The sequence below is a fragment of the Polaromonas sp. genome, from assembly GCF_016185115.1.
Lineage (GTDB): Bacteria > Pseudomonadota > Gammaproteobacteria > Burkholderiales > Burkholderiaceae_C > Polaromonas.
Genome location: NZ_JACPOF010000029.1, coordinates 414,318 through 436,515 on the forward strand (window position 1 = coordinate 414,318; position 22,198 = coordinate 436,515).

Annotated in this window: 24 protein-coding genes; 1 reads left to right on the forward strand and 23 read right to left on the reverse strand. The window is 58.7% G+C overall.

All coding sequences use genetic code 11. The annotated features are described in order from the left end of the window. The first annotated feature begins 4 nt into the window (after nt 1–4). A complete protein-coding gene (locus HYX42_RS20730) occupies nt 5–520 on the forward strand; it encodes a YgjP-like metallopeptidase domain-containing protein (RefSeq protein WP_293406715.1) in 516 nt (171 codons plus the stop codon). A 263-nt stretch (nt 521–783) separates the two neighbouring features. On the opposite strand, the gene nagZ is transcribed toward HYX42_RS20730, so the two are convergent. From nagZ to rpmF, 23 genes are all read right to left on the reverse strand, one after another. Continuing rightward, nucleotides 784–1,842 (reverse strand): beta-N-acetylhexosaminidase, encoded by a 1,059-nt coding sequence (gene nagZ, locus HYX42_RS20735; protein WP_293406717.1) that lies wholly within the window; start codon nt 1,840–1,842, stop codon nt 784–786. Between the two features lie 35 nt (nt 1,843–1,877). Then, complete coding sequence (gene acpS / locus HYX42_RS20740) at nt 1,878–2,276, reverse strand: holo-ACP synthase (RefSeq protein ID WP_293406829.1); 399 nt, start codon at nt 2,274–2,276, stop codon at nt 1,878–1,880. A 211-nt stretch (nt 2,277–2,487) separates the two neighbouring features. Next, a complete protein-coding gene (locus HYX42_RS20745) occupies nt 2,488–3,282 on the reverse strand; it encodes a pyridoxine 5'-phosphate synthase (protein WP_293406719.1) in 795 nt (264 codons plus the stop codon). A gap of 11 nt (nt 3,283–3,293) precedes the next feature. Next, on the reverse strand, nt 3,294–4,043 hold the full coding sequence (gene recO, locus HYX42_RS20750; protein WP_293406721.1) for a DNA repair protein RecO: 750 nt from the start codon (nt 4,041–4,043) through the stop codon (nt 3,294–3,296). 130 nt (nt 4,044–4,173) lie between these two features. Further along, entirely contained in the window at nt 4,174–5,118 is a 945-nt protein-coding gene (gene era / locus HYX42_RS20755) for a GTPase Era (protein WP_293406832.1), read from the reverse strand. A 155-nt stretch (nt 5,119–5,273) separates the two neighbouring features. Beyond that, nucleotides 5,274–5,957, reverse strand: coding sequence for a ribonuclease III (gene rnc / locus HYX42_RS20760; RefSeq protein ID WP_293406834.1), 684 nt, complete (start codon nt 5,955–5,957; stop codon nt 5,274–5,276). An 18-nt stretch (nt 5,958–5,975) separates the two neighbouring features. After that, a complete protein-coding gene (locus HYX42_RS20765; protein WP_293406723.1) occupies nt 5,976–6,320 on the reverse strand; it encodes a DUF4845 domain-containing protein in 345 nt (114 codons plus the stop codon). Nucleotides 6,321–6,395: 75 nt separating this feature from the next. Further along, the gene (lepB, locus tag HYX42_RS20770) at nt 6,396–7,361 is read right to left on the reverse strand and encodes a signal peptidase I (RefSeq protein WP_293406725.1); all 966 of its coding nucleotides are present in this window, start codon (nt 7,359–7,361) and stop codon (nt 6,396–6,398) included. Nucleotides 7,362–7,372: 11 nt separating this feature from the next. Then, nucleotides 7,373–9,184, reverse strand: a complete 1,812-nt coding sequence (gene lepA, locus HYX42_RS20775) for a translation elongation factor 4 (protein WP_293406727.1) — start codon at nt 9,182–9,184, stop codon at nt 7,373–7,375. A 549-nt stretch (nt 9,185–9,733) separates the two neighbouring features. Continuing rightward, nucleotides 9,734–11,194 (reverse strand): DegQ family serine endoprotease, encoded by a 1,461-nt coding sequence (locus HYX42_RS20780; protein ID WP_293406729.1) that lies wholly within the window; start codon nt 11,192–11,194, stop codon nt 9,734–9,736. 120 nt (nt 11,195–11,314) lie between these two features. Next, nucleotides 11,315–12,394, reverse strand: a complete 1,080-nt coding sequence (locus tag HYX42_RS20785; RefSeq protein WP_293406731.1) for a MucB/RseB C-terminal domain-containing protein — start codon at nt 12,392–12,394, stop codon at nt 11,315–11,317. Next, a complete protein-coding gene (locus HYX42_RS20790) occupies nt 12,381–12,992 on the reverse strand; it encodes a sigma-E factor negative regulatory protein (protein WP_293406733.1) in 612 nt (203 codons plus the stop codon). Before HYX42_RS20790 ends, HYX42_RS20785 begins: the two co-directional genes overlap by 14 nt. Before the next feature lie 100 nt (nt 12,993–13,092). Further along, on the reverse strand, nt 13,093–13,737 hold the full coding sequence (gene rpoE / locus HYX42_RS20795; RefSeq protein ID WP_293406735.1) for an RNA polymerase sigma factor RpoE: 645 nt from the start codon (nt 13,735–13,737) through the stop codon (nt 13,093–13,095). Then, a complete protein-coding gene (locus tag HYX42_RS20800) occupies nt 13,734–14,237 on the reverse strand; it encodes a hypothetical protein (RefSeq protein WP_293406737.1) in 504 nt (167 codons plus the stop codon). Before HYX42_RS20800 ends, rpoE begins: the two co-directional genes overlap by 4 nt. A 51-nt stretch (nt 14,238–14,288) precedes the next feature. After that, nucleotides 14,289–15,533 carry a beta-ketoacyl-ACP synthase II gene (fabF, locus tag HYX42_RS20805; RefSeq protein ID WP_293406739.1) on the reverse strand — a complete coding sequence of 415 codons (1,245 nt, stop codon included), beginning with the start codon at nt 15,531–15,533 and terminating at the stop codon, nt 14,289–14,291. A gap of 88 nt (nt 15,534–15,621) precedes the next feature. Further along, entirely contained in the window at nt 15,622–15,861 is a 240-nt protein-coding gene (acpP, locus tag HYX42_RS20810; RefSeq protein WP_007873885.1) for an acyl carrier protein, read from the reverse strand. Between the two features lie 158 nt (nt 15,862–16,019). Next, entirely contained in the window at nt 16,020–16,766 is a 747-nt protein-coding gene (fabG, locus tag HYX42_RS20815; protein WP_293406752.1) for a 3-oxoacyl-ACP reductase FabG, read from the reverse strand. Beyond that, nucleotides 16,763–17,713: an ACP S-malonyltransferase gene (fabD, locus tag HYX42_RS20820; protein WP_293406754.1), complete on the reverse strand. Its 951-nt coding sequence runs from the start codon at nt 17,711–17,713 to the stop codon at nt 16,763–16,765. The genes fabG and fabD overlap by 4 nt, the downstream gene beginning before the upstream one ends. Before the next feature lie 50 nt (nt 17,714–17,763). After that, nucleotides 17,764–18,408 carry a hypothetical protein gene (locus HYX42_RS20825; protein ID WP_293406756.1) on the reverse strand — a complete coding sequence of 215 codons (645 nt, stop codon included), beginning with the start codon at nt 18,406–18,408 and terminating at the stop codon, nt 17,764–17,766. Between the two features lie 11 nt (nt 18,409–18,419). Further along, nucleotides 18,420–19,508, reverse strand: a complete 1,089-nt coding sequence (locus tag HYX42_RS20830; RefSeq protein ID WP_293406758.1) for an exo-alpha-sialidase — start codon at nt 19,506–19,508, stop codon at nt 18,420–18,422. A 270-nt stretch (nt 19,509–19,778) separates the two neighbouring features. Beyond that, a complete protein-coding gene (locus tag HYX42_RS20835) occupies nt 19,779–20,756 on the reverse strand; it encodes a beta-ketoacyl-ACP synthase III (protein ID WP_293406760.1) in 978 nt (325 codons plus the stop codon). Nucleotides 20,757–20,767: 11 nt separating this feature from the next. After that, nucleotides 20,768–21,880 (reverse strand): phosphate acyltransferase PlsX, encoded by a 1,113-nt coding sequence (gene plsX / locus HYX42_RS20840; RefSeq protein ID WP_293406762.1) that lies wholly within the window; start codon nt 21,878–21,880, stop codon nt 20,768–20,770. Between the two features lie 87 nt (nt 21,881–21,967). Then, on the reverse strand, nt 21,968–22,150 hold the full coding sequence (gene rpmF / locus HYX42_RS20845) for a 50S ribosomal protein L32 (protein ID WP_007873878.1): 183 nt from the start codon (nt 22,148–22,150) through the stop codon (nt 21,968–21,970). Nucleotides 22,151–22,198 lie beyond the last annotated feature (48 nt).

Below are 22,198 nucleotides of genomic sequence, written 5' to 3' on the forward strand. Positions count from 1 at the left end.
TTGGATGACTGTTCTCAAATACCTCACCGCCTACCCCGCCAGCCTGCAGCAACAGGTGCAGCAACTGCTGGACCAGGGCAGGCTGGGCGAGATGCTGCTCAAAAAGTACCCGCAAGCGCATGGCGTGCGCACGGACAAGGCGCTCTACGACTACGTGATGGCGCTGAAAAGCGACTACCTGCGCAGCTCGGAGCCGCTGTCGAAAGTGGCTTTTGACAGCAAGCTGCATGTGATCGCCCATGCGCTGGGCACGCACACCACCGTCTCGCGGGTGCAGGGGAACAAGCTCAAGGCCAAGCGTGAGATCCGGGTGGCGACGCTGTTCCGGGAAGGGCCGGAAGAGTTCTTGCGGATGATTGCGGTGCATGAACTGGCCCACATCAAGGAGAGGGCCCACGACAAGGCTTTCTACCAGCTGTGCGCGCACATGGAGCCCAACTACCACCAGTACGAGTTCGACCTGCGTGTTTACCTGACGCACCTGGATGTGGCGGGCAAGCTGGCCTGGCCGTCGCCCTGAACGCACTCAGGAAGCACCTAAAGGGTTAAAAAAGGTCGAAAGTTAATATACAAGTTAACAATTTAACCCAAAGTTAACTTCCATATTAACTTTTCAGGATTTTGGCGTGTTCAAGGCTCAAAAATCCGCCCAAAATAGCCAAAAAAGGCTATTTTCAGGCATAAAATCGGCTGCAAGCCAATAAATACGCACGTGAGCAGCTACTGAATTAATAGCAGATTGGACCCATAAACGTCAACCAACCCACCCCAGTTCAGCCCAATTCACGGCAGCAAACCCATCGCGTGCATATAGGCGGGCTGCAGCATCAGGCTGTCCCAATCCTGGCCGGGCGTGGTGGGCAGCAGGTCAAGGCGGCGCATTTCACTGGACTCCAGCGCCTCCCAGTGGCCCTTGAGCAGTGATTCGGCCATGCCGTCCAGCAGTTCATCCACCGCTTTCCCATCACCTACGGACTGGTTGCAGAGCAGCACCATGTCGCAGCCGGCGTTGAGCGCGGTCACTGCCGCCTGGGTGTAGCTGACTTCCTTGCCGTCGATGATGCGGGCGCCGGCCATGCTGAGGTCGTCGCTGAAAATCGCGCCGCCAAAACCCAGCTGGCCGCGCAGGATAAAGGTCAACCACTGCTCGGAGAAACCGGCCGGGCGGCTGTCGACCTTGGGGTAGATCACGTGTGCGGGCATCACGCTGGTCAGCGTGGTGTTCAGCCACTCATACGGCGCGGCATCGTCGGCCAGGATGGCTTTCAGGCTGCGTTTGTCAACCGGGATGTCGGTGTGTGAGTCGGCCTTCACAAAACCGTGGCCAGGGAAGTGTTTGCCGCAGTTGGTCATGCCCGCCTGCAGCAGGCCGTGCATGAGGCTTTTGGCGAGGATGCTGACAACGCGCGGGTCGCGGCCAAAGGCGCGGTCGCCTATGACTGAGCTTTCGCCGTAGTCCAGATCAAGCACGGGCGTGAAGCTGAAATCGACACCGCAAGAGCGGAGCTCGGCCGCCAGCACATAACCACAAGCGGTCGCCGCATTGGTGGCGGCCATCTGGTCTTTCATCCACAGCTCGCCTAAAGCGCGCATGGGCGGCAGATGCGTGAAGCCGTCATTGCGAAAGCGCTGCACGCGGCCCCCTTCGTGGTCAACACAGATGAGCAGGTCCTTGCGTATGCCCTTGATCTCGGCGCACAGCGCGGTGAGCTGGCGGCGGTTTTCCCAGTTGCGGCCAAACAAAATGATGCCGCCGGTGAGCGGGTTCTTCAGGCGCTTGCGGTCGGTCTTGCTGAGTTCAAGGCCGGCGATGTCGATAATGAGGGGGGCGTGCTGGGTCATGGGTGTTTGCGAATGTCCGGGTACAAAGGTAAAAGTCAGGGAACGTTTTTCTCTACTACAACAAAGCTGGCGGCGTAATCGGTCTCGTCGGTCACGCTCACATGGGCGCTGAGCCGGCGCTCTTCAAACCAGGCCTTGAGCGCACCGTGCAACACAATTTCGGGCTTGCCGCTGGGCGCCTTGGCGATCTCGCAGGTGCGCCAGGTCATGGGCATGCGCATGCCGGTGCCTATGGCCTTGCTGAAGGCTTCCTTGGCTGAAAAGCGCGTGGCCAGGTAGCTGACACCCCGATCCGGCCAGCGCGCGCTGCGGGCCTTCCAGGTGGCGAGTTCGCCGTCACTCAATATTTTTTTGGCAAAGCGTTCGCCATGGCGGTTCAGGCTGTCGCGGATGCGGCGTATGTCGCAAATGTCCGTGCCTATCCCGTAAATCACTTGGATATGGCCCCCACGCAGGTTTTTGGGGTCAGAGCCCAAATTCGCCAAACCTGTGGCAAGCCACAGTAGCAGTGCAAGCACTGCTGCGAAATTGGTGTCTGACCCCAATAACCTGCTGCCCCCCGAGGGGGCCGCTGCGCCTGCGGCCTGGCAAAGCCAGTTCCGCGGCCCCTGCTTGCAAAGAAAATTTTTATCTTTGTAAAAGTCATCAAGTTGAAAACGCCTGGTTGATGCAGCGCAGATAGTCTTTCACTGTGGCCTCGTAACCCAACTCCAGCGCATCGGCAATCAGCGCGTGGCCGATGGAGACTTCCTGCACCTGCGGCACCGCGCGCAAAAAATCGGTCAGGTTGTCGCGGTTCAGGTCATGGCCGGCATTGACGTCCAAACCGGCGGCGGCAGCAGCCTTGCCTGCTTCGGTAAACAGCGCCAGCACCTTCGCCTGGTCCGGCGTGCCCCAGGCGCGGGCGTAACTCTCGGTGTAAAACTCGACGCGGTCAGCGCCAACGGCCCTGGCGGCCGCCATGGCGCCGGCGTCCGGGTCCATGAACAGGCTGACGCGCACGCCACGCGACTGCACCTCCCTGATCAGCGGCTTCAGGCGTTCGGCATCTAGAGGAAAGCTCCAGCCGTGGTCGCTGGTGAACTGGTCTTCACTGTCGGGCACAAAAGTGACCTGGTGCAGCGGCAGGCCGCGCGCCGACAGGTCATGCGCAATCCTCATCAGGTTCTGCAACGGATTACCCTCGACATTGAACTCGCGGCCGGGCCACTCTTTCATCATGGCGGCAATCTCGAATACGTCGTCGTCGCGGATATGGCGCTGGTCGGGCCGGGGGTGAACGGTGATGCCGCTCGCACCAGCCTCAAGGCAGAGGCGCGCCGCACGCACGACATCGGGAACGCCCAGGTGCCGGGTGTTGCGCAGCAGCGCAACCTTGTTGACGTTGACGGAGAGCGCGGTCTTGCCGCTGGGGTGAAAGGGGTGCTGGTCTGCGGTCATGGCCTGGGGGTTTAGAAAGCCTGCAATTCGCGCATCATCTGGCGGGTTTTCAGTATCTTCACATCGCAATGGTAGTGCAGCAGGCTTCGCAACTGGCTCTTGAGCTCGGGCAGGTGGTTGACGCAGGCGTGCATGGTGTCGGCAAAGGGCGCATCGCCGTCCAGCGCCTGCTGCAGCGCCAGCCATTGCGCACCTTTGAGCGAGGCGCGGTCATCGTCATGTGCCTCACGCAGTCCGGCCTCCGCCAGCAGCACGTAGGGCGCATCGGGGTCCAGCTCCGACAGCGTGGCCGTCTGCGCATCGAGTGATGGCAGCAGCCCGATGTCGCGCAGCAGGCGCAACTCAAACGCCCGCAACGCCACCTGCAGCGTGTCATTGCTCTGGCTGGCGATCAGTTGAACCGTGGCCGCATAGGCATCAAACAGTACCGGGTGCGCATCTTCACGCGCCAGCAGCCGCATCAGCAACTCGTTGAGGTAATAACCCGACAGCAGGGCATCGCCGGTGGGCATGACATGACCGCCCTGCCACTCGGCGCTTTTGAGGGTACGGATTTCGGCATCGCCACCAAAGGAAACATGCAGCGGCTGCAGCGGCAGGAGGATGGGCCGGAAACTGGAACTGGGCTTTTTCGCACCGCGCGCCACCAGCGCCACCCGCCCGTGCGTGCGGGTGAAGACTTCCAGGATCAGGCTGGACTCGCTCCAGTCGTAGCGGTGCAATACGTAAGCAGGTTCGTCAGAAATACGTTTGGTGGCCATAAGGTTCACCGTCACCCAACGAAGCGGGGCTTTCGCAAGCCAGGGCCGCGGAACTGGCTTTGCCAGGCCGCAGGCGCAGCGGCCCCCTCGGGGGGCAGGGAGCTACACGCAGTGAGCGACCGTGGGGGCACTATTCGTAGCCGAATGTCTTCACTCTGGCTTCATCATCAGCCCAGCCAGACCTGACCTTGACCCAGATTTCCAGGAACACCTTGCCGCCGGTGAGCGTTTCGAGTTCATGCCGAGCCTCCGTGCCTATGCGTTTAAGCTTTTCACCCTTCTCGCCAATGATCATGCCCTTGTGGCCGTCGCGCTCGACGACGATGGTGGCAGCCACCTTGCGAAGGTTGCCCTCTTCCTCGTACTTGTCGATGATGACGGTCGAGGTGTAGGGCAGCTCGTCGCCGGTCAGGCGGAACAGCTTTTCGCGGATGATCTCGGCCGCCATGAAGCGGTCGCTGCGGTCGGTCAGCTCCTCTGCGCCGTACATCCAAGGCTGCATGGGCAGGTATTTCTCGCAGATGCCGAACAGCCGGTCCACGTCTTTCGCGTTGTTGGCCGACATCGGCACGAACTCGGCAAAATTGTGGCGCTCCTGCATGTCGCGCAGCCAGGGGGCGATTTCGGCGCGGCGGTGTATCAGGTCAAACTTGTTGGCCAGCAGGATGGCCGGTGTTTTTTCGGGCAGCAGGGCCAGGACCTTGGCATCGGCCAGGTTGAACTGCCCGGCCTCGACGACAAACACAATCAGGTCCACGTCATTGACGGTGCCGACGACCGTGCGGTTCAGCGAGCGGTTCAGGGCATTGCCGTGGCGGGTCTGGAAGCCCGGGGTGTCGACAAATACAAACTGGGTCTCCTTCACCGTCCGCATGCCGGTGATGCGGTGGCGCGTCGTCTGCGCCTTGCGTGAGGTGATGCTGATCTTCTGGCCGACCAGCGCGTTGAGCAGCGTGGATTTACCGACGTTGGGCTTGCCGACAATGGCGATCAGGCCGCAGCGCTGGGACTCAACAGGCGGCGCATCGGCGGCCGGGGTGGTGCTGGTGCGCACTGAAAACGCCTTGGCCAGCATCTCGTCAAGCGACTGCTCCTGCACGGGCGGACTTTCAGCCGGCTCGTTGGGTGTCTGATCGGCTGAAGGTTTTTTGGGTGCGCTGGTCATGGTCTCAAAGGTCCGGCTAAGTCTGGTGATGGCTGGGCGACTGCCTGGTGTGGGCTGTCGCCAGATCAGGCATCAAGGGTTTTAACAAAAGCCAGCATGGCTGCCGCAGCCGCCTGCTCACCCGCGCGGCGCGAACCGCCTATGCCGCGCTCTGCACGGCGGTATTCGACAATTTCGCACTCAACGTCAAAGGTCTGCTTGTGCGCCGCACCCTGGGTGCCGACCACTCTATATATAGGCAGGTTCATCTTGCGCCCCTGCAGCCATTCCTGCAACTCGGTCTTGGGGTCCTTGCCTATGGCCTGCATCTGCGCGTTGATCTCGACATCCTTGAACAGGCGGCGAACCAGCTGTGACGCCACTTCAAACCCTGCGTCCAGATAAATGGCACCCAGTACGGCCTCCAGCGCATCGGCCAGTATCGATGGCCGCTTCTGGCCGCCTGATTTGGCTTCACCCTCACCCAGGCGCAGCAGGTCGGGCAGGCCCAGTTCTACAGCCACTTTGTGCAGCGTGTCCTGCTTGACGAGGTTGGCGCGCACCCGGGACAGGTCGCCCTCGGGCAGCTCGCTCAGGCCTTCGTACAGCAGGGCCGCCACCGCAAGATTGAGGACAGAATCGCCCAGAAACTCCAGGCGTTCGTTGTGGTCGGACGAAAAGCTGCGATGCGTCAGCGCCTGCACCAGCAGCCGTGGATTCGAGAAATCATGCTGAAGCCGTTTTTGCAACGACTGCAGATGGGGACTCAGTGACGCACTACCTTGCACTTATTTGGACTTGCCGGCGTACTTGATCAGCAGGTAGGCGGGGCCGCCAATGTGGATTTCCTTGTTGTACGCAAAAGACGCGATGATCTTGTCGCCGTCCTTGGTCACTTCAAGGTCCTTGCCGCTGATGGATTTGATGTCATCGATCTGCGCAATCTTGTCGAAAATGGTGCGCACTTCGGCCACGGACTTTCCGTCAGCCGCAGCCTTGCTGGCGGCTTTGGTGATGGTCTGGAACTCCGTCATGGTCGGGAAGGCCTGGGCAGCAATGACGCCGATAAAGGCAAACACGCCCACCACGAACAGCACACCGATGAATGAAATACCAAGTTGTTTGTTTTTCATGTATTTCTCCTGCTTAAGCCCCAACCCCAAACTGCAGCAGGCCCCAGCCACCGACCGGCCGCAGGCCTGAATGCATCAATTAAAAGCGCCTATGCGCTTGAGGTTACCGAAATTCATCCAGACAAAAAAGGCTTTGCCTACGATGTTTTTCTCCGGCACAAACCCCCAGTAGCGCGAATCAAGCGAATTATCGCGGTTGTCGCCCATCATGAAGTAGTGCCCTTCGGGAACTTTGCAAACCACGCCCTCGCTACTGTAACGGCAATTCTGCTTGAACGGAAAGTCCTCGGCACCCGGAATAAAGGCAGGACGGTCGTCATCATTGAGAATGCGGTAGGGCTTGCCGCCGTTGACTTCCTGGAACTGCCTGGCGTAGCGCATGGAGTCTTCGTCAAAAAAATCCGGCAGCGCAGTCTTGGCCAAAGGCTTGCCATTGACAGTCAGTTTCTTATTGAGATAGGCCACCTCGTCACCAGGCACACCCACCACACGCTTGATGTAGTCGAGGCTGGGTTTGGGCGGGTAACGGAACACCATGACATCCCCGCGCTGCGGGCTGTTGTTGTCCAGTATCTTGGTATTGATCACCGGCAGGCGCACACCGTAATGGAATTTATTGACCAGTATCAGGTCATTGATAAGCAGCGTCGGGATCATGGAGCCCGAAGGAATCTTGAAGGGCTCGAACAAAAACGAGCGCAGCAGGAAAACCACCACGATCACCGGAAACAGGCCGGCGGTCCAGTCCAGCCACCAAGGTTGCATGATGAGGCGGGTGCGTGCCTCGCTGGTGTTGTCGTCAACCTGCGTAATGCCCTTGCTGGCGAGCTCCGCGCGCCGCGTTGCAGCATTTTCGTCCAGCACCGCGACCGCCTTGCGGCGCTGGGGCAGGAAGTAAAAACGTTCGGCTACCCAATAGAGGCCGGTGACGACCGTGGCGACGAACAGCAGGAGCGAGAAGTTGCCCTCCACCACACCAAAATACCAGAGCGCACCGTAGCCGACAAACATGGCCAGCACGACGGCTGTGATTGAACCCATCAGATTACGCATTAGTCTTCTACCTGCAAGATGGCGAGGAAGGCCTCCTGGGGCACTTCAACCGAGCCGATTTGTTTCATGCGCTTTTTACCCGCTTTTTGTTTTTCAAGGAGCTTGCGCTTGCGGGAAATATCACCGCCGTAACACTTGGCAATCACGTTCTTGCGCAGTGCCTTGATTGTCTCACGCGCAATGATGTTGGCACCGATGGCCGCCTGTATGGCCACGTCGAACTGCTGGCGGGAAATGATCTCGCGCATTTTGGCAACGACTGCACGGCCGCGATAGGCGGACTGGCTGCGGTGGACGATGATTGAGAGCGCGTCAACCTTCTCACCATTGAGCAGGATGTCCACCTTGACCACGTCGGACGCCCGGAACTCCTTGAAGGTGTAGTCCATCGAGGCATAGCCGCGAGACACTGATTTCAGCTTGTCGAAGAAATCGAGCACGATCTCGCCCAGCGGCATCTCATAGGTGAGCATGACCTGCTTGCCGTGATAAGCCATGTTGAGTTGCACGCCGCGCTTCTGGTTGGCCAGCGTCATCACGGCACCCACATAGTCCTGAGGCATGTAAAGGTGCACGGTCACGATGGGCTCACGGATCTCACTGACTTTACCGGCGTCGGGAATCTTGGACGGGTTTTCGACCATGATGGTCTCGCCGTCGGACCTGAGGACTTCATACACCACGCTCGGGGCCGTGGTAATCAGGTCCTGGTCGAATTCGCGTTCCAGCCGCTCCTGCACGATTTCCATGTGCAGCAGGCCCAGGAAACCGCAGCGGAAGCCAAAGCCCAGCGCCTCGCTGACCTCGGGTTCGTAGTGCAGGGAAGCATCGTTGAGCTTGAGCTTTTCAAGTGCATCACGAAGCGACTCGTATTCGCTGGCCTCTGATGGATACAGACCGGCAAAAACCGCAGGCTGGATTTCCTTGAAGCCGGGAAGCGCCTCGGTCGCGGTGAAGGATGCGCCACCAGTGCCCGGCTTGATCAGGGTGATGGTGTCGCCAACGCGTGCGGCCTGGAGTTCCTTGATGCCGGCGATCACAAAACCGACTTCGCCGGTTTCGAGTGCAGGACGCGGCTCGGTATGCGGCGTGAATACGCCCAATTGCTCGGCGTTGTACATCGCCTCGCTCGCCATCAGCTTGATGCGGTCACCCTTGGCGAGCCGCCCGTCCACCACACGCACCAGCATGACCACCCCAACGTAGGCGTCATACCAGCTGTCGATGATCATCGCCCGCAGCGCACCTGAAGGATTGCCTTTGGGAGGCGGAATCCTGGCGACCACCGCCTCCAGAATTTCATCGATCCCCATGCCGGTCTTCGCGCTGCAGGGAATCGCGTCCGTAGCGTCAATGCCGATGACTTCTTCTATTTCCTGTTTGGCGTTCTCGGGATCAGCCTGCGGCAAATCCATCTTGTTGAGCACCGGTACGACCTCGACGCCGAGATCGAGCGCGGTGTAGCAATTGGCAACTGTCTGCGCTTCAACGCCCTGGCTCGCATCGACAACCAGCAGCGCACCTTCACATGCAGACAACGAGCGGCTGACTTCATACGAAAAGTCAACGTGGCCCGGCGTGTCGATGAGATTGAGGTTGTAAACCTGTCCATCAAGTGCCTTGTATTTGAGCGCAGCGGTCTGCGCCTTGATGGTTATCCCACGCTCTTTTTCAATATCCATCGAGTCGAGCACCTGCGCGCTCATCTCGCGATCCTGCAATCCACCGCATCGTTGTATGAGTCGATCTGCGAGCGTCGACTTGCCGTGATCAATGTGCGCAATGATCGAAAAGTTTCTGATGTGATTCATCAACGAGAACGCCTAAGTACTTGAAAGTATTGCGAAGAAACAGGAGGCCATTCGAGATGGCCATAAAAAAGGGCGCGTCGATTGCGACGCGCCCTGAACCAACAATCTATGGCAACTGCGATAGTTGGAAACTTCATTGTAGGCAAAAAGCCGGAAGCCAACAGTCCCAAAATGCCCATATTTTTGTCGTTGCAGCCTAGCAACAAGAAACTTATGCACAACTTATTCACAATTTTAGCCTGCTTGGCTCTGGACAACATGTGGGTGATCTGTGAATCAAGCCTGAATAACCTGATTTGAGTGAAGAATGCATTGGGAAGCGACTTTTATATATGCAAAAGCCTCGCCAAAGCCCGCCTATTCTAACCAAACCCGCCATTCACGGAGAACAAAAGTCAGCGATTACTAACAAAATAGATTGAAATCAGGCTGAAAAATCTTTTTCAAAAATTTATTTTGGCGTGCAGTGAAAGCACGTTCGGACGAGAAAAACCCCCAATTCCTGCAGGTTATGGGGGCCTGGTTGAAGCGCAGGAGAGGGAGTGACATTCAGCGCGCAGGACGAATCAGGGCGTATTGCGCCCATTCCCCACGACGGAACAACACATTGACGGCCTTGCTTTTATCAACCTTGGCAACAGCCGCGTCAAACTCCTTCACCGTGGCAACTTCGGTGTTGGCCACGGCAAGAATCACATCACCCTCGCGCAGCCCTGCGCGTGCGGCAGAACCTTCGGCACTGTCCACCTTCACACCGCCTTTGACCTTCAGGTCTTTTTTCTGGGCGTCAGGCAGTTCGCTCACCACAAGGCCAAGCGCCTGGGCTGCACCGGCAACTGCCGCCCTGGGCTCGGAGGCTGCCGCCCGGCGTGCTGGTTTCTCGGGCTCGACTTCTGCAATAACCACAGTCAGGTCTTTTGATGCTCCGCGCCTGAATACCGTGACGACAGCGCGAGTGCCGGGTTTGACGTTGCCAACCAGCCGCGGGAGGTCACTGGATTTTTCAATCTGCTTGCCGTCAAATTTGGTGATGATGTCGCCCGCCTCAATGCCGGCCTTCTCCGCCGGCGCGCCGCTTTCAACGCCCCTGATCAGCGCGCCCTGGGGTTTGCCGAGGCCGATGGACTCGGCGACTTCCTTGCTCACCTGCTCAATCTGAACGCCAATGCGCCCACGAGTCACGCGACCAGCGCTGCGCAACTGGTCTGACACGCGTGCGGCCTCGTCAATCGGTATCGCAAAGGAAATGCCCTGAAAACCGCCGGAGCGGGAGTAGATCTGGCTGTTGATGCCTATCACCTCGCCGCGCATGTTCAGCAGCGGTCCGCCAGAGTTGCCGGGGTTGATGGCGACATCGGTCTGTATGAACGGCAGGTAGTCGCCGGTATCACGCTGCTTGGCGCTGACAATGCCTGCGGTAACGGTGTTTTCAAGACCAAAGGGCGAACCGATAGCCATCACCCATTCGCCGACCTTCAGCCGGTTGACATCACCAATTTTGACGGCCGGCAATCCGGTGGCCTCAATCTTCACCACGGCGACATCACTGCGCTTGTCCGCCCCAATAATCCTGGCCTTGAACTCACGTTTGTCAGTCAGCGTCACGATCACCTCGTCGGCGCCTTCGACCACGTGGGCATTCGTCATGACAAAACCGTCGGTCGTGAGAATGAAACCCGAGCCGACACCGCGCGGCTGGTCTTCGTCAGGCTGCGGCTGGCGCTCCGGACGGGGTGAACGCGGGGTAGTAGGCGGCACAGGGATGCCAAAACGGCGGAAGAACTCCAGCATCTGCTCGTCGATGCCACTGGTGGCGCCGACCTTGACCTTTTCGGATGTCCGGATGTTCACAACCGAAGGCCCGACCTGCTCCACCAGGTCGGTGAAGTCGGGCAGGGTACGGTTTTGTGCCCACACCGGCTGGGCAGGCAGGGCAACAGCTGCGGCCGCCAGGGCAAGCATGCCTGCAGCCAGATAGGAACGCACGGGTTTCAGGGTCAATTCATTCATCGTCGGCCTCTTCAATAAATATGGGTGCAGTGGGATGCCAGTGGAATCCGCCCAAGACGATTTAAGGACGAACACGCATAACGCAATACCCGGGACGCTGGCCTTGCAGGCCCGCCCCGCCTATTTCTTCCGTTCAAGCCCACCGGCAAACATCTTGATGGTTTTCATGGGAACTTCCCCCATGACAGTCAGCCAGTAAGAGCCCACCTGCTTCGTCATGGTCTGGGTCGCCCCCAGGGACATGCTGGCTTCCTTCTCGTGACGCTGCCTGTCATAAGGCTCGACAAAGAGGGAGACCGAAGCCAGTCCATCGGAAAAAATCCATTGCAGGGGCTCGTCAGCACCGGGGGCGGCAGAGGCCACGGCCGGGCGCTTGTAGCAACTCATGGGCGCAAAGCCGGCAACGGGGGTCTTCAGCACCCAGCCTTCGGCGCTGGCAGTCGTCTTGACCAGAACAGGTTTTTCGATCTTGTAGCCGTCGACCTTGCCCATCATGGACAGCAGCTTGTCCATCTTGACCGGGGCATCCAGCTGCAACTCGGAGAAAGCCGCCTGCTCAAGCACCTTGCCGTCCGCATCAAGCGTCTGCAATTTCACAACCATGCCGTTTTTCTGCTCCGTCCAGACGCGGTATCCGAAACGCATGGCATCTTTGGGCACGAGCACCACGATATCCGCTTCCAGCCCCGCCACACGTTCGACACCTTCCTGTCTGACCTTGTAAAACTCGGCAATACGGTTGTCTGTGGACTGCAGCAATTCAGGGAAAAGGCCCAGTGACTCGCGTTTTTCCGTTCGCACCACCTTGTGTTCGGGCATAAAGGTGACGACGCGATCGTTGTGCCTGAAAATCGAGCGCGGGGCGCCCGTCAGCGTCTCTACACGCTCGACCTGCTGGTTGCCTTCACAGACATGCCATATCTTGCCGCTGGAAATGCTCCCGCCGGAAGACACCACATACGTGCCAATGTAGGCCTGCTTTTTGGAAGCCTCGTGCATGCGCATCAACCAGTCGTTGATGCCTCTCGCTTCGGCAGAAGACGGGGCCGGCAAAGGAGCAGGACCAGCAGGTGGCGTTTGTGCAGCCACAAAATTCATGGCCAGCAGGGCCACCCCGGCGCAAGGCCAGATGCGCCATGTCCGGCGCTTCACACGCCCGGCACTTCCAGGCAGATCAAAACCTGCTTTAACGGCCTGCATTTTGCGGGGTTTCAAACGCTGCATTAAGGAAGCCGGATGGTGCCTGCAGCACAGAAGCGCCGCCCAGTTGCCTGTGCGCAGCAAGAAGTTCTTCAAGCCTTGCATCGCGCACCATGGGGCCTTGCGGGGAAGCCACGACGAGTACCGCAGGCGTGGATTGATTGACGGCAGGCGCCTGCGCCAGCTGCGCACCAGATGGCGAAGAAATCATGGCCACGCTGCTCCACGCAATCGCGGCCACGGCGGTCAGGGATGCAAAGCCTGCGGCAAGTTTCCACCTGAAAATACCGTCATTTGCCGCCGGCTCGCGGCGCGCGACCTTAAGCGGGGCGGGAACAGGATCCGGCACAGTCCAGGTGCGCTCCTTTTCAAGACGCTCGTTCAGGCGCTGCAGAAAAGCCGGTGAAGACCCGCCCGCAGCAAGTGAAGGAGAACGCAGTACGTCGCCAATCATGTGATACATGCCCCAACTGCCGGCAGCGGCGTCATCGTCCTTGCAGGCTTGCAGCAACAGCAACAGCTCGTCCTTGTCCAGCTCTCCATCTGCCAGGGCGGAGAGGCGTTCGCAGGTTGTCGGTGGGAATTTAGTGATCTTCATGACTGTCTCTCGCTGCCGGCTTTCGCCGTATTTGTGTGAGGTGGCGCGCTTTTCCTGCCAATGCAACTGTCCGTTTTATCCTGAAAGAAATCCGAGTGGCTTACCAACGCTTGCCGGACTGATTTTCAAGCAAGGGTTTTACTTTTTCCGATATCGCTTCACGTGCCCGGAAAATCCGGGACCGCACTGTCCCTATCGGACAATTCATGGCTTCCGATATTTCCTCGTAGCTCAATCCTTCGATTTCCCGCAAGGTAATTGCCTGCCTCAACTCTTCCGGCAATGCCTCCATGGCGGCATTGACCATCTCCGCAATTTCCTTGCTGGCGAGCACGGCGTCAGGCGTTTCCGAGCTGGTTAGTTCGTTTTCCAGCGGGGAAGTTTCATCACTTTCGTCGCTTTGTCCGGATTTGAACGAATTTTCAGACACCGTGGGGTCCCGCTTGAGGTCCATCAGGGCCTTTTTGGCCGTATTTACTGCAATACGGTACAGCCAGGTATAAAACTGGGCTTCGCCGCGGAACTGGGCCATCGCCCGGTACGCGCGAATAAAGGTTTCCTGCGCGATGTCCTCGACCAGGTCCACATCGCGCACCATACGCCCTATCAGACGCTGAATGCGCCTTTCGTACTTGATCACCAGCAGTTCAAACGCCTTCTGGTCACCCGCCACCGTGCGCTCGACCAGCATGGCATCGCTGTCCACGGCTTTGACCGGCTCTGCCGGGGTGACGTCTTCAGTCATTGTTTTGTCTGTATGGAAGCGGCATCTGCATGGCCCGATACTGCCACAGCGCGGGAGCTACCCGCATACCTGCCCGGAGAAAAAAGCGCACGCCGAAAGTCCAGCCAACGCTCGGGGAAAGCGCTACGCTCACACCAGACACACGCACTCCTTTGAGTGTCGCACTGCATTCTGAGCAGCAGCAGGTCCTGAAAATCAGCGATCACCGAGATACGCTGTTCGGCGATCCCCGACTGATAACCCACGCCTTCCCGGCGCCAGGATTGCCCATCCCAGACTATTTGCCCGACTTCCGTTTTTTTCCATCCGGCGAGAGCAGCAAGTCCAGCGCCTGCAAGTGCCACGACAGACAGGACAACATGCCAACGTGCTTGCTGGCCAGAATACAGCCAGCACAAGGTTGCCAGGGCGCCAGCACACCACAAACCGGCAAGCAGCAAGGCCTGGAAACGCGAACGCCCCAGCGGATACACAACCGGCGGGGCGCTATGTGCAATCAAGGCAGCTTGCGTGTGGATGATCAGGCAATCTGTATCTTTGACACACGTCCGTCAGACGCGCTTGAAGACCAGTGTGCCGTTGGTACCGCCGAAGCCGAAGTTGTTCTTGACCGCGAATTCAAGCTTCGCGTCACGCGCCGTGTTCGCACAGTAATCAAGATCGCACTCGGGATCCTGGTTAAAGATGTTGATGGTGGGCGGGATCTTCTGGTGATGCAGGGAGAGCACCGTGAATACCGACTCGATACCTCCTGCGCCGCCCAAAAGGTGCCCGGTCATGGACTTTGTGGAACTGACCACGAGATTTTTCGAATGGTCGCCGAAAGCGGCCTTGATGGCATTCGTCTCATTGAGGTCGCCCAGTGGCGTCGATGTACCGTGCGCGTTGAGATACTGGACCTCGTCCGCATTCACACCAGCATTTTTCAGGGCCATGGCCATGGAGCGGCGGGGGCCGTCAATGTCAGGTGCCGTCATGTGGAAAGCATCTGCACTCATGCCGAAGCCGGTGAGCTCTGCATAGATTTTTGCCCCACGCGCTTTGGCGTGCTCGTACTCTTCGAGCACCATCACGCCGCCACCCTCGCCAAGTACAAACCCATCGCGATCCTTGTCCCATGGGCGCGATGCTGTTTTTGGATCGTCGTTGCGCGTTGACAGCGCGCGTGCCGCAGCGAAACCGCCGATTCCGAGCGGCGACACAGTGGCTTCGGCACCGCCGGCAACCATCACGTCGCAATCGCCGTATTCGATCATGCGGGCCGACAGGCCAATGGAGTGCAGGCCGGTGGTACAGGCCGTGACCACCGCCACATTGGGACCCCTGAAGCCAAATTTGATGGACACATGACCCGAAATCATGTTGATGATGGACGCCGGCACAAAAAACGGGGAAATACGGCGTGGACCCCGATTCACCAGTTCCCCGTGCATTTCCTCGATCAGCGGCAGGCCGCCTATGCCAGAGCCGATGTTGCAGCCAATACGCGTAGCCATTTCGCCGTCAAGCGCCTCGCCGGTCGGCAACCCGCTGTCAGCTACGGCCTGGAAAGCAGCCGCCAGTCCCAGGTGAATGAAGCGGTCCATGTGGCGCGCTTCTTTCTCAGGGATGTAATCGGCAATATTGAAGCCTTTGACTTCACCGGCAAATTTGCAGGCGAAGGCGCTGGCGTCAAACCGGGTAATCAGGTCAATGCCGGAATTCCCGGCCAGAAGATTGGACCAGGATTCAGCAACCGTATTGCCTACGGGGCTGACACAGCCCAGACCTGTCACAACGACACGACGACGACTCATTCAGTGATCCTGAAAAATACCCGGAAACCGTTTGAAAGGCGTTCCGGGTTTTGTGGCGGAGTGTTCCGGGGGCAAAAAGCCCCGGACATCAGGCCTTTTGATGGGTGTTGGCGTAATCAATCGCGTTCTGGACGGTCGTGATCTTCTCTGCGTCTTCGTCCGGGATCTCGATGCCGAACTCGTCTTCCAGAGCCATAACCAGTTCTACGGTGTCAAGCGAGTCAGCGCCCAGATCAGCCACGAAGGCTTTCTCATTGGTGACTTGACCTTCTTCCACGCCGAGTTGTTCGGCAATGATTTTCTTAACACGTGCTTCGATATCGCTCATAGTTCCCTCTGAGGGTTGTAAATTAATCCGTGATTTTACCGCGTTAGAGTCTCATCTCTAAGCATCTGGCCGGACGGAGACAAACCGGCGTCGATTTCCTGTGTTTTACCACCGCCGACTTACTGCAAGTACGGCGTTTGCTCAAACGGCATGTCGGCTTACATGTACATGCCACCGTTGACGTGAATTTCCTGGCCCGTGATGTAAGCCGCCTGCGGGCTGCCCACAAAAGCGACGGCATGCGCAATATCCTGGGGCTTCCCAAGATGACCCAGCGGTATCTGGCCCAGCAGGGCTTTTTGCTGCTCTTCCGGCAGTTTGGCTGTCATGTCGGTCTCGATGAATCCTGGCGCAATGCAGTTCACCGTGATGTTGCGTGACCCAAGCTCCCTGGCAAGCGCCCGCGTCATGCCAGCGACTCCAGCCTTGGCCGCAGCGTAATTCGATTGCCCCGCGTTGCCCGAAGCGCCAACCACCGAGGTAATGCTGATGATGCGGCCATAACGTTGCTTCATCATGGTGCGCATCACGGCACGGCTCATGCGGAAGACAGCCTTGAGGTTCGTGTCCATCACCGCGTCCCAATCGTCATCCTTCAGGCGCATGGCCAGCATGTCACGAGTAATGCCCGCATTGTTGACCAGAACCTGCAGACCGCCATGCTCCTTGACGATGGCATCAATCAGCGCTTCAGCAGCCACGGCATCGTTCACGTTGAGGTTTTTGCCCGAGCAACCCGGAAATGCAGCCAGCGCCTGGCTTATTTTTGCAGCGCCTTCATCGCTGGTTGCGGTACCGATCACTTTCAGACCCTTTTGGGCCAGTTCAAGCGCAATCGCCGCACCTATCCCCCGCGAAGCACCCGTGACAAGTGCGACTTGCCCCTCAAACTTTATTTCACTCATGCCAGCATTCCTTTCACTTCGGCCAGGGAGGCCGGATCAAACAGCGGCGCACCGGTCAATTCAGGATCAATACGTTTTACCAGCCCTGCCAGCACCTTGCCGGGGCCACATTCAACAATCGTGGTCACGCCGCGGGCCTTGATGGCCTGGACGCATTCAACCCAGCGCACCGGGCCAAACGCCTGGCGATAGAGGGCTTCACGGATTCCGTCTGCATCGGCGGCTACTGCAACGTCGATGTTATTGACCAGCGGAATTTGTGGCGCGGCAAAAGCCACGCCCTTCAGCTTTTCCTTCAGCTTCTCTGCCGCCGGCTTCATGAGGGTGGAGTGAAAAGGCGCAGAAACCGGTAGAGGCAAGGCGCGTTTTGCGCCGTTTGCCTTGAGGATTTCACAGGCCTTTTCAACTGCAGCCTTGCTGCCGGCAATCACGGTCTGACCGGGGTCGTTGAAATTGACGGCTTCGACAATCTCCGATGTGCCTGCGCCAAAAACAGCGGTAGCTTCCGCGCAACCCGCAATGACTCTGGCGGCATCCATGCCCAGTATGGCGGCCATTGCACCGGTACCGACAGGCACGGCATCCTGCATGGCCTGGGCGCGAAAACGAACCAGTGGTGCAGCCTGCGCCAAAGTCAGCACACCAGAGGCTACCAGTGCTGAATATTCGCCAAGGGAGTGGCCAGCGACGACCGATGGTGCAGAACCTGTCTCGGCCATCCAGACACGATAGGCGGCAACAGCAGAAACCAGCATCACGGGCTGCGTGTTCGTGGTCAGCGCGAGGGCTTCTTTCGGGCCCTCCCTGATCAGCAGGGCAACATCTTCGCCAAGGGCATCAGATGCTTCGGCCAGGGTTTGGGTCACCACAGGATGGTCACTCCATGCATCGAGCATGCCTACCGACTGGGAACCCTGCCCGGGAAAAACAAAAGCAAACGGTTTCAAATATTTTCTCCAATGATCAGTGCGCCGCAAGGCCGCGCTGAATTTTATCGTTACCCATTCAGTGCAAGCGCCTTGCCGGGTACTGGTTTTCCGCGCTGGCGCAGCCTGGTGACGCCAGCCCGCAGACACTCCACAAAGGCGCTTGCCGCCAGCCAGGGGTCCATCAGGTAATCCCACAGGTTGGTGGACTCCATCAACCCTGCGGCCCATGCCAGCAGGGCCGCTGAAACAAGCAAGGGCAGCAGCTTCAGCCCCTGCAACCAGAAGGCGGCGCAGAGAACAAACAGGACCAGCAGCATTGCAGCCGATCCAAAACCCGGTCTGTAAGTATCAAGGTCGCCCCAACCCAGCGCGGCCGGATAGAGCAGCAACGCTGCGGCTGCAACAGCCACAAAAACGGATGTACTTTCAGATCGGGCCAGCATGGGTAAACCCCGCAGACGCCGTACCAGCGCCACGCATGCCAACAGCACCAGGGTCACACTCAAATCGGAGCTTACACCGCGTATATAGGCAAGAGCCGGAATATGTGCCGGCCCGACCGGCAGGCACAAGGCTATAAAAATAACCGCAAGCACCCAGCGCATCCATACCTTAAACACCTGACCACGACACAACAGGCGCGCGCACGCGGCGCACAACACAAGGTTGATGCCCAGCATTGCGACAAGATCAGTCATGGGTGGCAGTTGCATCAATTTCCTCTTCAATTGGCGACAAGCGCCGCCTGCGAAGGATCAAGGCGCACATGCTTGATGCGTGTGCGGTGCCACGTGTAAACCAGATGAAGGTAGCCATCCCGGGTCTGCAACAGATAGGGGTATGAATATTCCTGCGCGCAATTTTCGGCGCCGCACAACTGGCGGCGTGCGCTGGCGACGTACGCACTTGTTTGCGTTTCATTGGTACCCGCAGCTTTCAGCTCATCACCCAGGAGTCGTTCATAAGCTGCCATGGACGGCGCCGCCTGCTGTAGCAATCCCCCTTCCACAAGGCGGGGAGCGACGCCGTCAAAACTGCCGCCCTTGTCAGCCCCCAGCAAGGCCAGGGATTGCCTTCCTGTAGCCGACGGATTCAGCGCCAGCCACTGACGCCCATCCTGACCGGCCAATCCGGCCAGCGCGGAATCGGGGTTGGGCAGGCTGGTGGCGCGCGCGGCCGACCATGTCCTGCCTGCATCCGCAGTAACAGATGTCATGACCTTGCCGCCCTGCCCTGCCCGCATATACGCAGTCGCATGCACAGCATCCGTCGCCAGCAGGACCGGTTGAAGGCTGGTGTGGCTTGCGGGAATTCTGGTTTTATCAAGCACCTCGCCCTGGAGGCCCATACGAAGCACCTCGCCAAACTTGGTCACAAACTCGTGATAGACAGGCAGGCTCAACTGGCCGTCAGACATCAGCACAGGCGCACCCTTGACCAGCGTGCTGACATTGAGAAAAGGCGAGGTCACCAGACGTTTCGGCGGGCTCCAGGTTATGCCTTCGTCGGTAGACCGTGACCAAGTAATGGCGCTGCCGGCCCAGCCGCCAAGCGACACATTGACCATCCAGAGCGATAGCGAGCCATCGGGCGCACGCGCAATCACAGGGTTGCCCAGCTTTTTCACGTAGCGCCAGAGCCCCGCCTGGATTTGCTGACGGTTGAACACAGTGCTTTCCGGTAACCAGCGCTGGCTTGCAGAGTCCATGACCGCGGTCTGGATCGTGACATCGCCCGCACCTTCGCGCGACCCGGCAAACCAGACCGCGCGCAAGTCACCATTTTTCAGTTCGACCAGGGAAGCTGCATGCACAGCCTGCCCCGGTTGCGAGGAAACAAACTGCGCGTCATATTTGAGATTTCCGCCTGCTATCGGGGCAGACAAAACTGGCGCAGCAACCGCCGCCGGCCTGGAAGCGACAGCAAAATCAGCAGCAGGTACGCGCCTCCAGATTTTCCATCCGGCCGCCCCAAAAGCCAGCACGATAAAAAGTATAAAAAGTGCTTGATAACGCCCCGAAACTGGAAAATTCAGGCGGCCGTTTGTCATGTTCGGCCCAACTGATGGGGAGAGGCGGCCATCTCAAAAATTGAGAAGCACCGCACCCCAGGTGAAGCCACCGCCTACGCCTTCCAGCATGAGAGTGTCCCCTTTTTTGATCTTGCCGCTGCGCACCGAAGCGTCCAGTGCCAACGGTATGGACGCCGCAGAGGTGTTGCCATGCTGGTCCACAGTGACGATGAGTTTTTCAGGCGGCAACTTCAGCTTTTTGGCCGTGCTTTGCATGATGCGGATGTTGGCCTGATGGGGAATCAGCCAGTCAATATCGGCGTCGGTCATGTTGGCCTTGGCCAGCGTGGCGCGGGCAGCACTCTCGAGCACACCCACAGCCAGCTTGAACACGGCCTGGCCGTCCATCTTGAGCAGTGCGTCGCCCACAACCTTGCCGCCCGACACATTGCCCGGTACGCAAAGAATGCCGACATGCCTGCCGTCGGCGTGGAGGTCGCTGGCGAGAATGCCAGGGGTGTCGGAGGCTTCAAGCACGACTGCACCGGCGCCATCACCAAACAGCACGCAGGTGGTGCGATCTGAGAAATCAAGGATGCGCGAGAACACTTCGGCGCCTATGACCAGCGCCTTGCTGGCGGAGCCGGTTTTGATCATGGCATCGGCAATCGTCAGCGCATAGACAAACCCGCTGCAAACGGCCTGTACGTCAAATGCGGCGCAACCGGCTATGCCCAGCTTGTTCTGCAAGATACAGGCTGCTGACGGAAACACCATGTCAGGCGTGGACGTGGCGACGATGATGAGGTCAATGTCGGATGGCTGCAAGCCGGCTGCATCAATGGCGCGCTTTGCCGCCTCGACGCCGAGATCGCTGCTGGACACATCGGGCGCGGCGAAATGGCGTGCATGGATGCCGGTGCGCTCCACTATCCATTCGTCAGAAGTTTCAACGCCTTTGGCGGCCAGTTCGGCTGCAAGGTCTGCATTGCTCAGGCGCCTCGGCGGGAGAAAGCTGCCGGTGCCAGTGATGCGTGAATATTGGGCCATTAATTTTTATGTCAGTGCGTCAAGGTTGAGGCGACCAGCTCCGGCATGGGGCTGGACCCTGGCGTCAACGCATCATCTGCAAGCGGAGCCCTGGCTGCAGAGAGCAGGGGCTCGGCTCTGGCGATGCGCTCACGAACCCGCTCAAGCAGGTTGTTACGAGCCGCATCATAAGCGCGATTGAGCGCCCGCTCAAAAGCGAAAGCATCGGCAGAACCATGACTCTTGAACACCAGGCCCTGCAGACCGAGCAATGCTGCGCCGTTGTAACGCCTGTGATCTACGCGATTTTTAAATGCAGTTAGCACGGGATAAGCAACGATGGCTGCAATTTTCGTGAAGATATTGCGTGAAAACTCGGCCTTGATAAAACCGCCAATCATGCTTGCCAGCCCTTCGCTGGCTTTCAGGGCGACATTGCCAACGAACCCGTCACATACCACGATATCGGTCGTCCCCTTGAAAATGTCATTGCCCTCGACATTTCCGTAAAAATTCAAATCGCCGGAGTTCGCCGCAGATCGCAGCAATTCACCTGCTTTTTTAATGACTTCACTGCCTTTTATGGCCTCTTCGCCAATATTGAGAAGGCCGACACGGGGTGTGGGGTTGCTGGTGATGGCCGCGACCAGGGCCGAACCCATGACTGCAAACTGCAGCAGGTGATCTTCGGTGCAGTCAACATTGGCGCCAAGGTCCAGCACGGTCGTGGCGCCACCCAGGGCATTTGGCAGCTGCGTGGCAATGGCCGGACGGTCGATGCCATCCATTGTTTTGAGCACGTAGCGCGCAATTGCCATCAATGCGCCGGTGTTGCCGGCAGATACCGCCGCCTGTGCGGCACCGTCCTTGACCTGATTGATCGCCAGGCGCATGGATGAATTCTTCTTGCGGCGGAGGGCGATTTCAATCGGGTCGTCCATGGTGACGACCTCGCTGGCCGTAACAACCTGGCAGCGCGGGTTGGCTTGCAGTGCGGCAAATTGCGGGTGTGCGGCCAGCACTTCAGGCTGGCCAACGACGATCACCGCCGCGTCGGGGTGTCCATCAAGAAACGCCAGGCTGGCAGGAATGGTCACCGACGGACCGATATCCCCACCCATGGCATCAACAGCAATCCTGATCATGAAAAGACCGGTGCCAGCGAAAAGTTAGCGCCTGGAGAAAAAGAAAGGCCCGCAGGATGAGTGCGGGCCAGTACGTGAAGCGATGACTTACGCTTCAGATTTGGTTTTCAGCACCTTGCGGCCACGGTAGAAACCGGTGGGGCTGATGTGGTGGCGCAGGTGGGTTTCGCCGGTGGTGGATTCCACTGCGATGCCTGGCACGGTCAGTGCATTGTGCGAGCGGTGCATGCCGCGCTTGGAAGGTGACTTTTTGTTCTGTTGGACGGCCATGATCCGCTCCTGAGGGGGTATAGGGTTGGTAAAAAGCGAACCAGATAT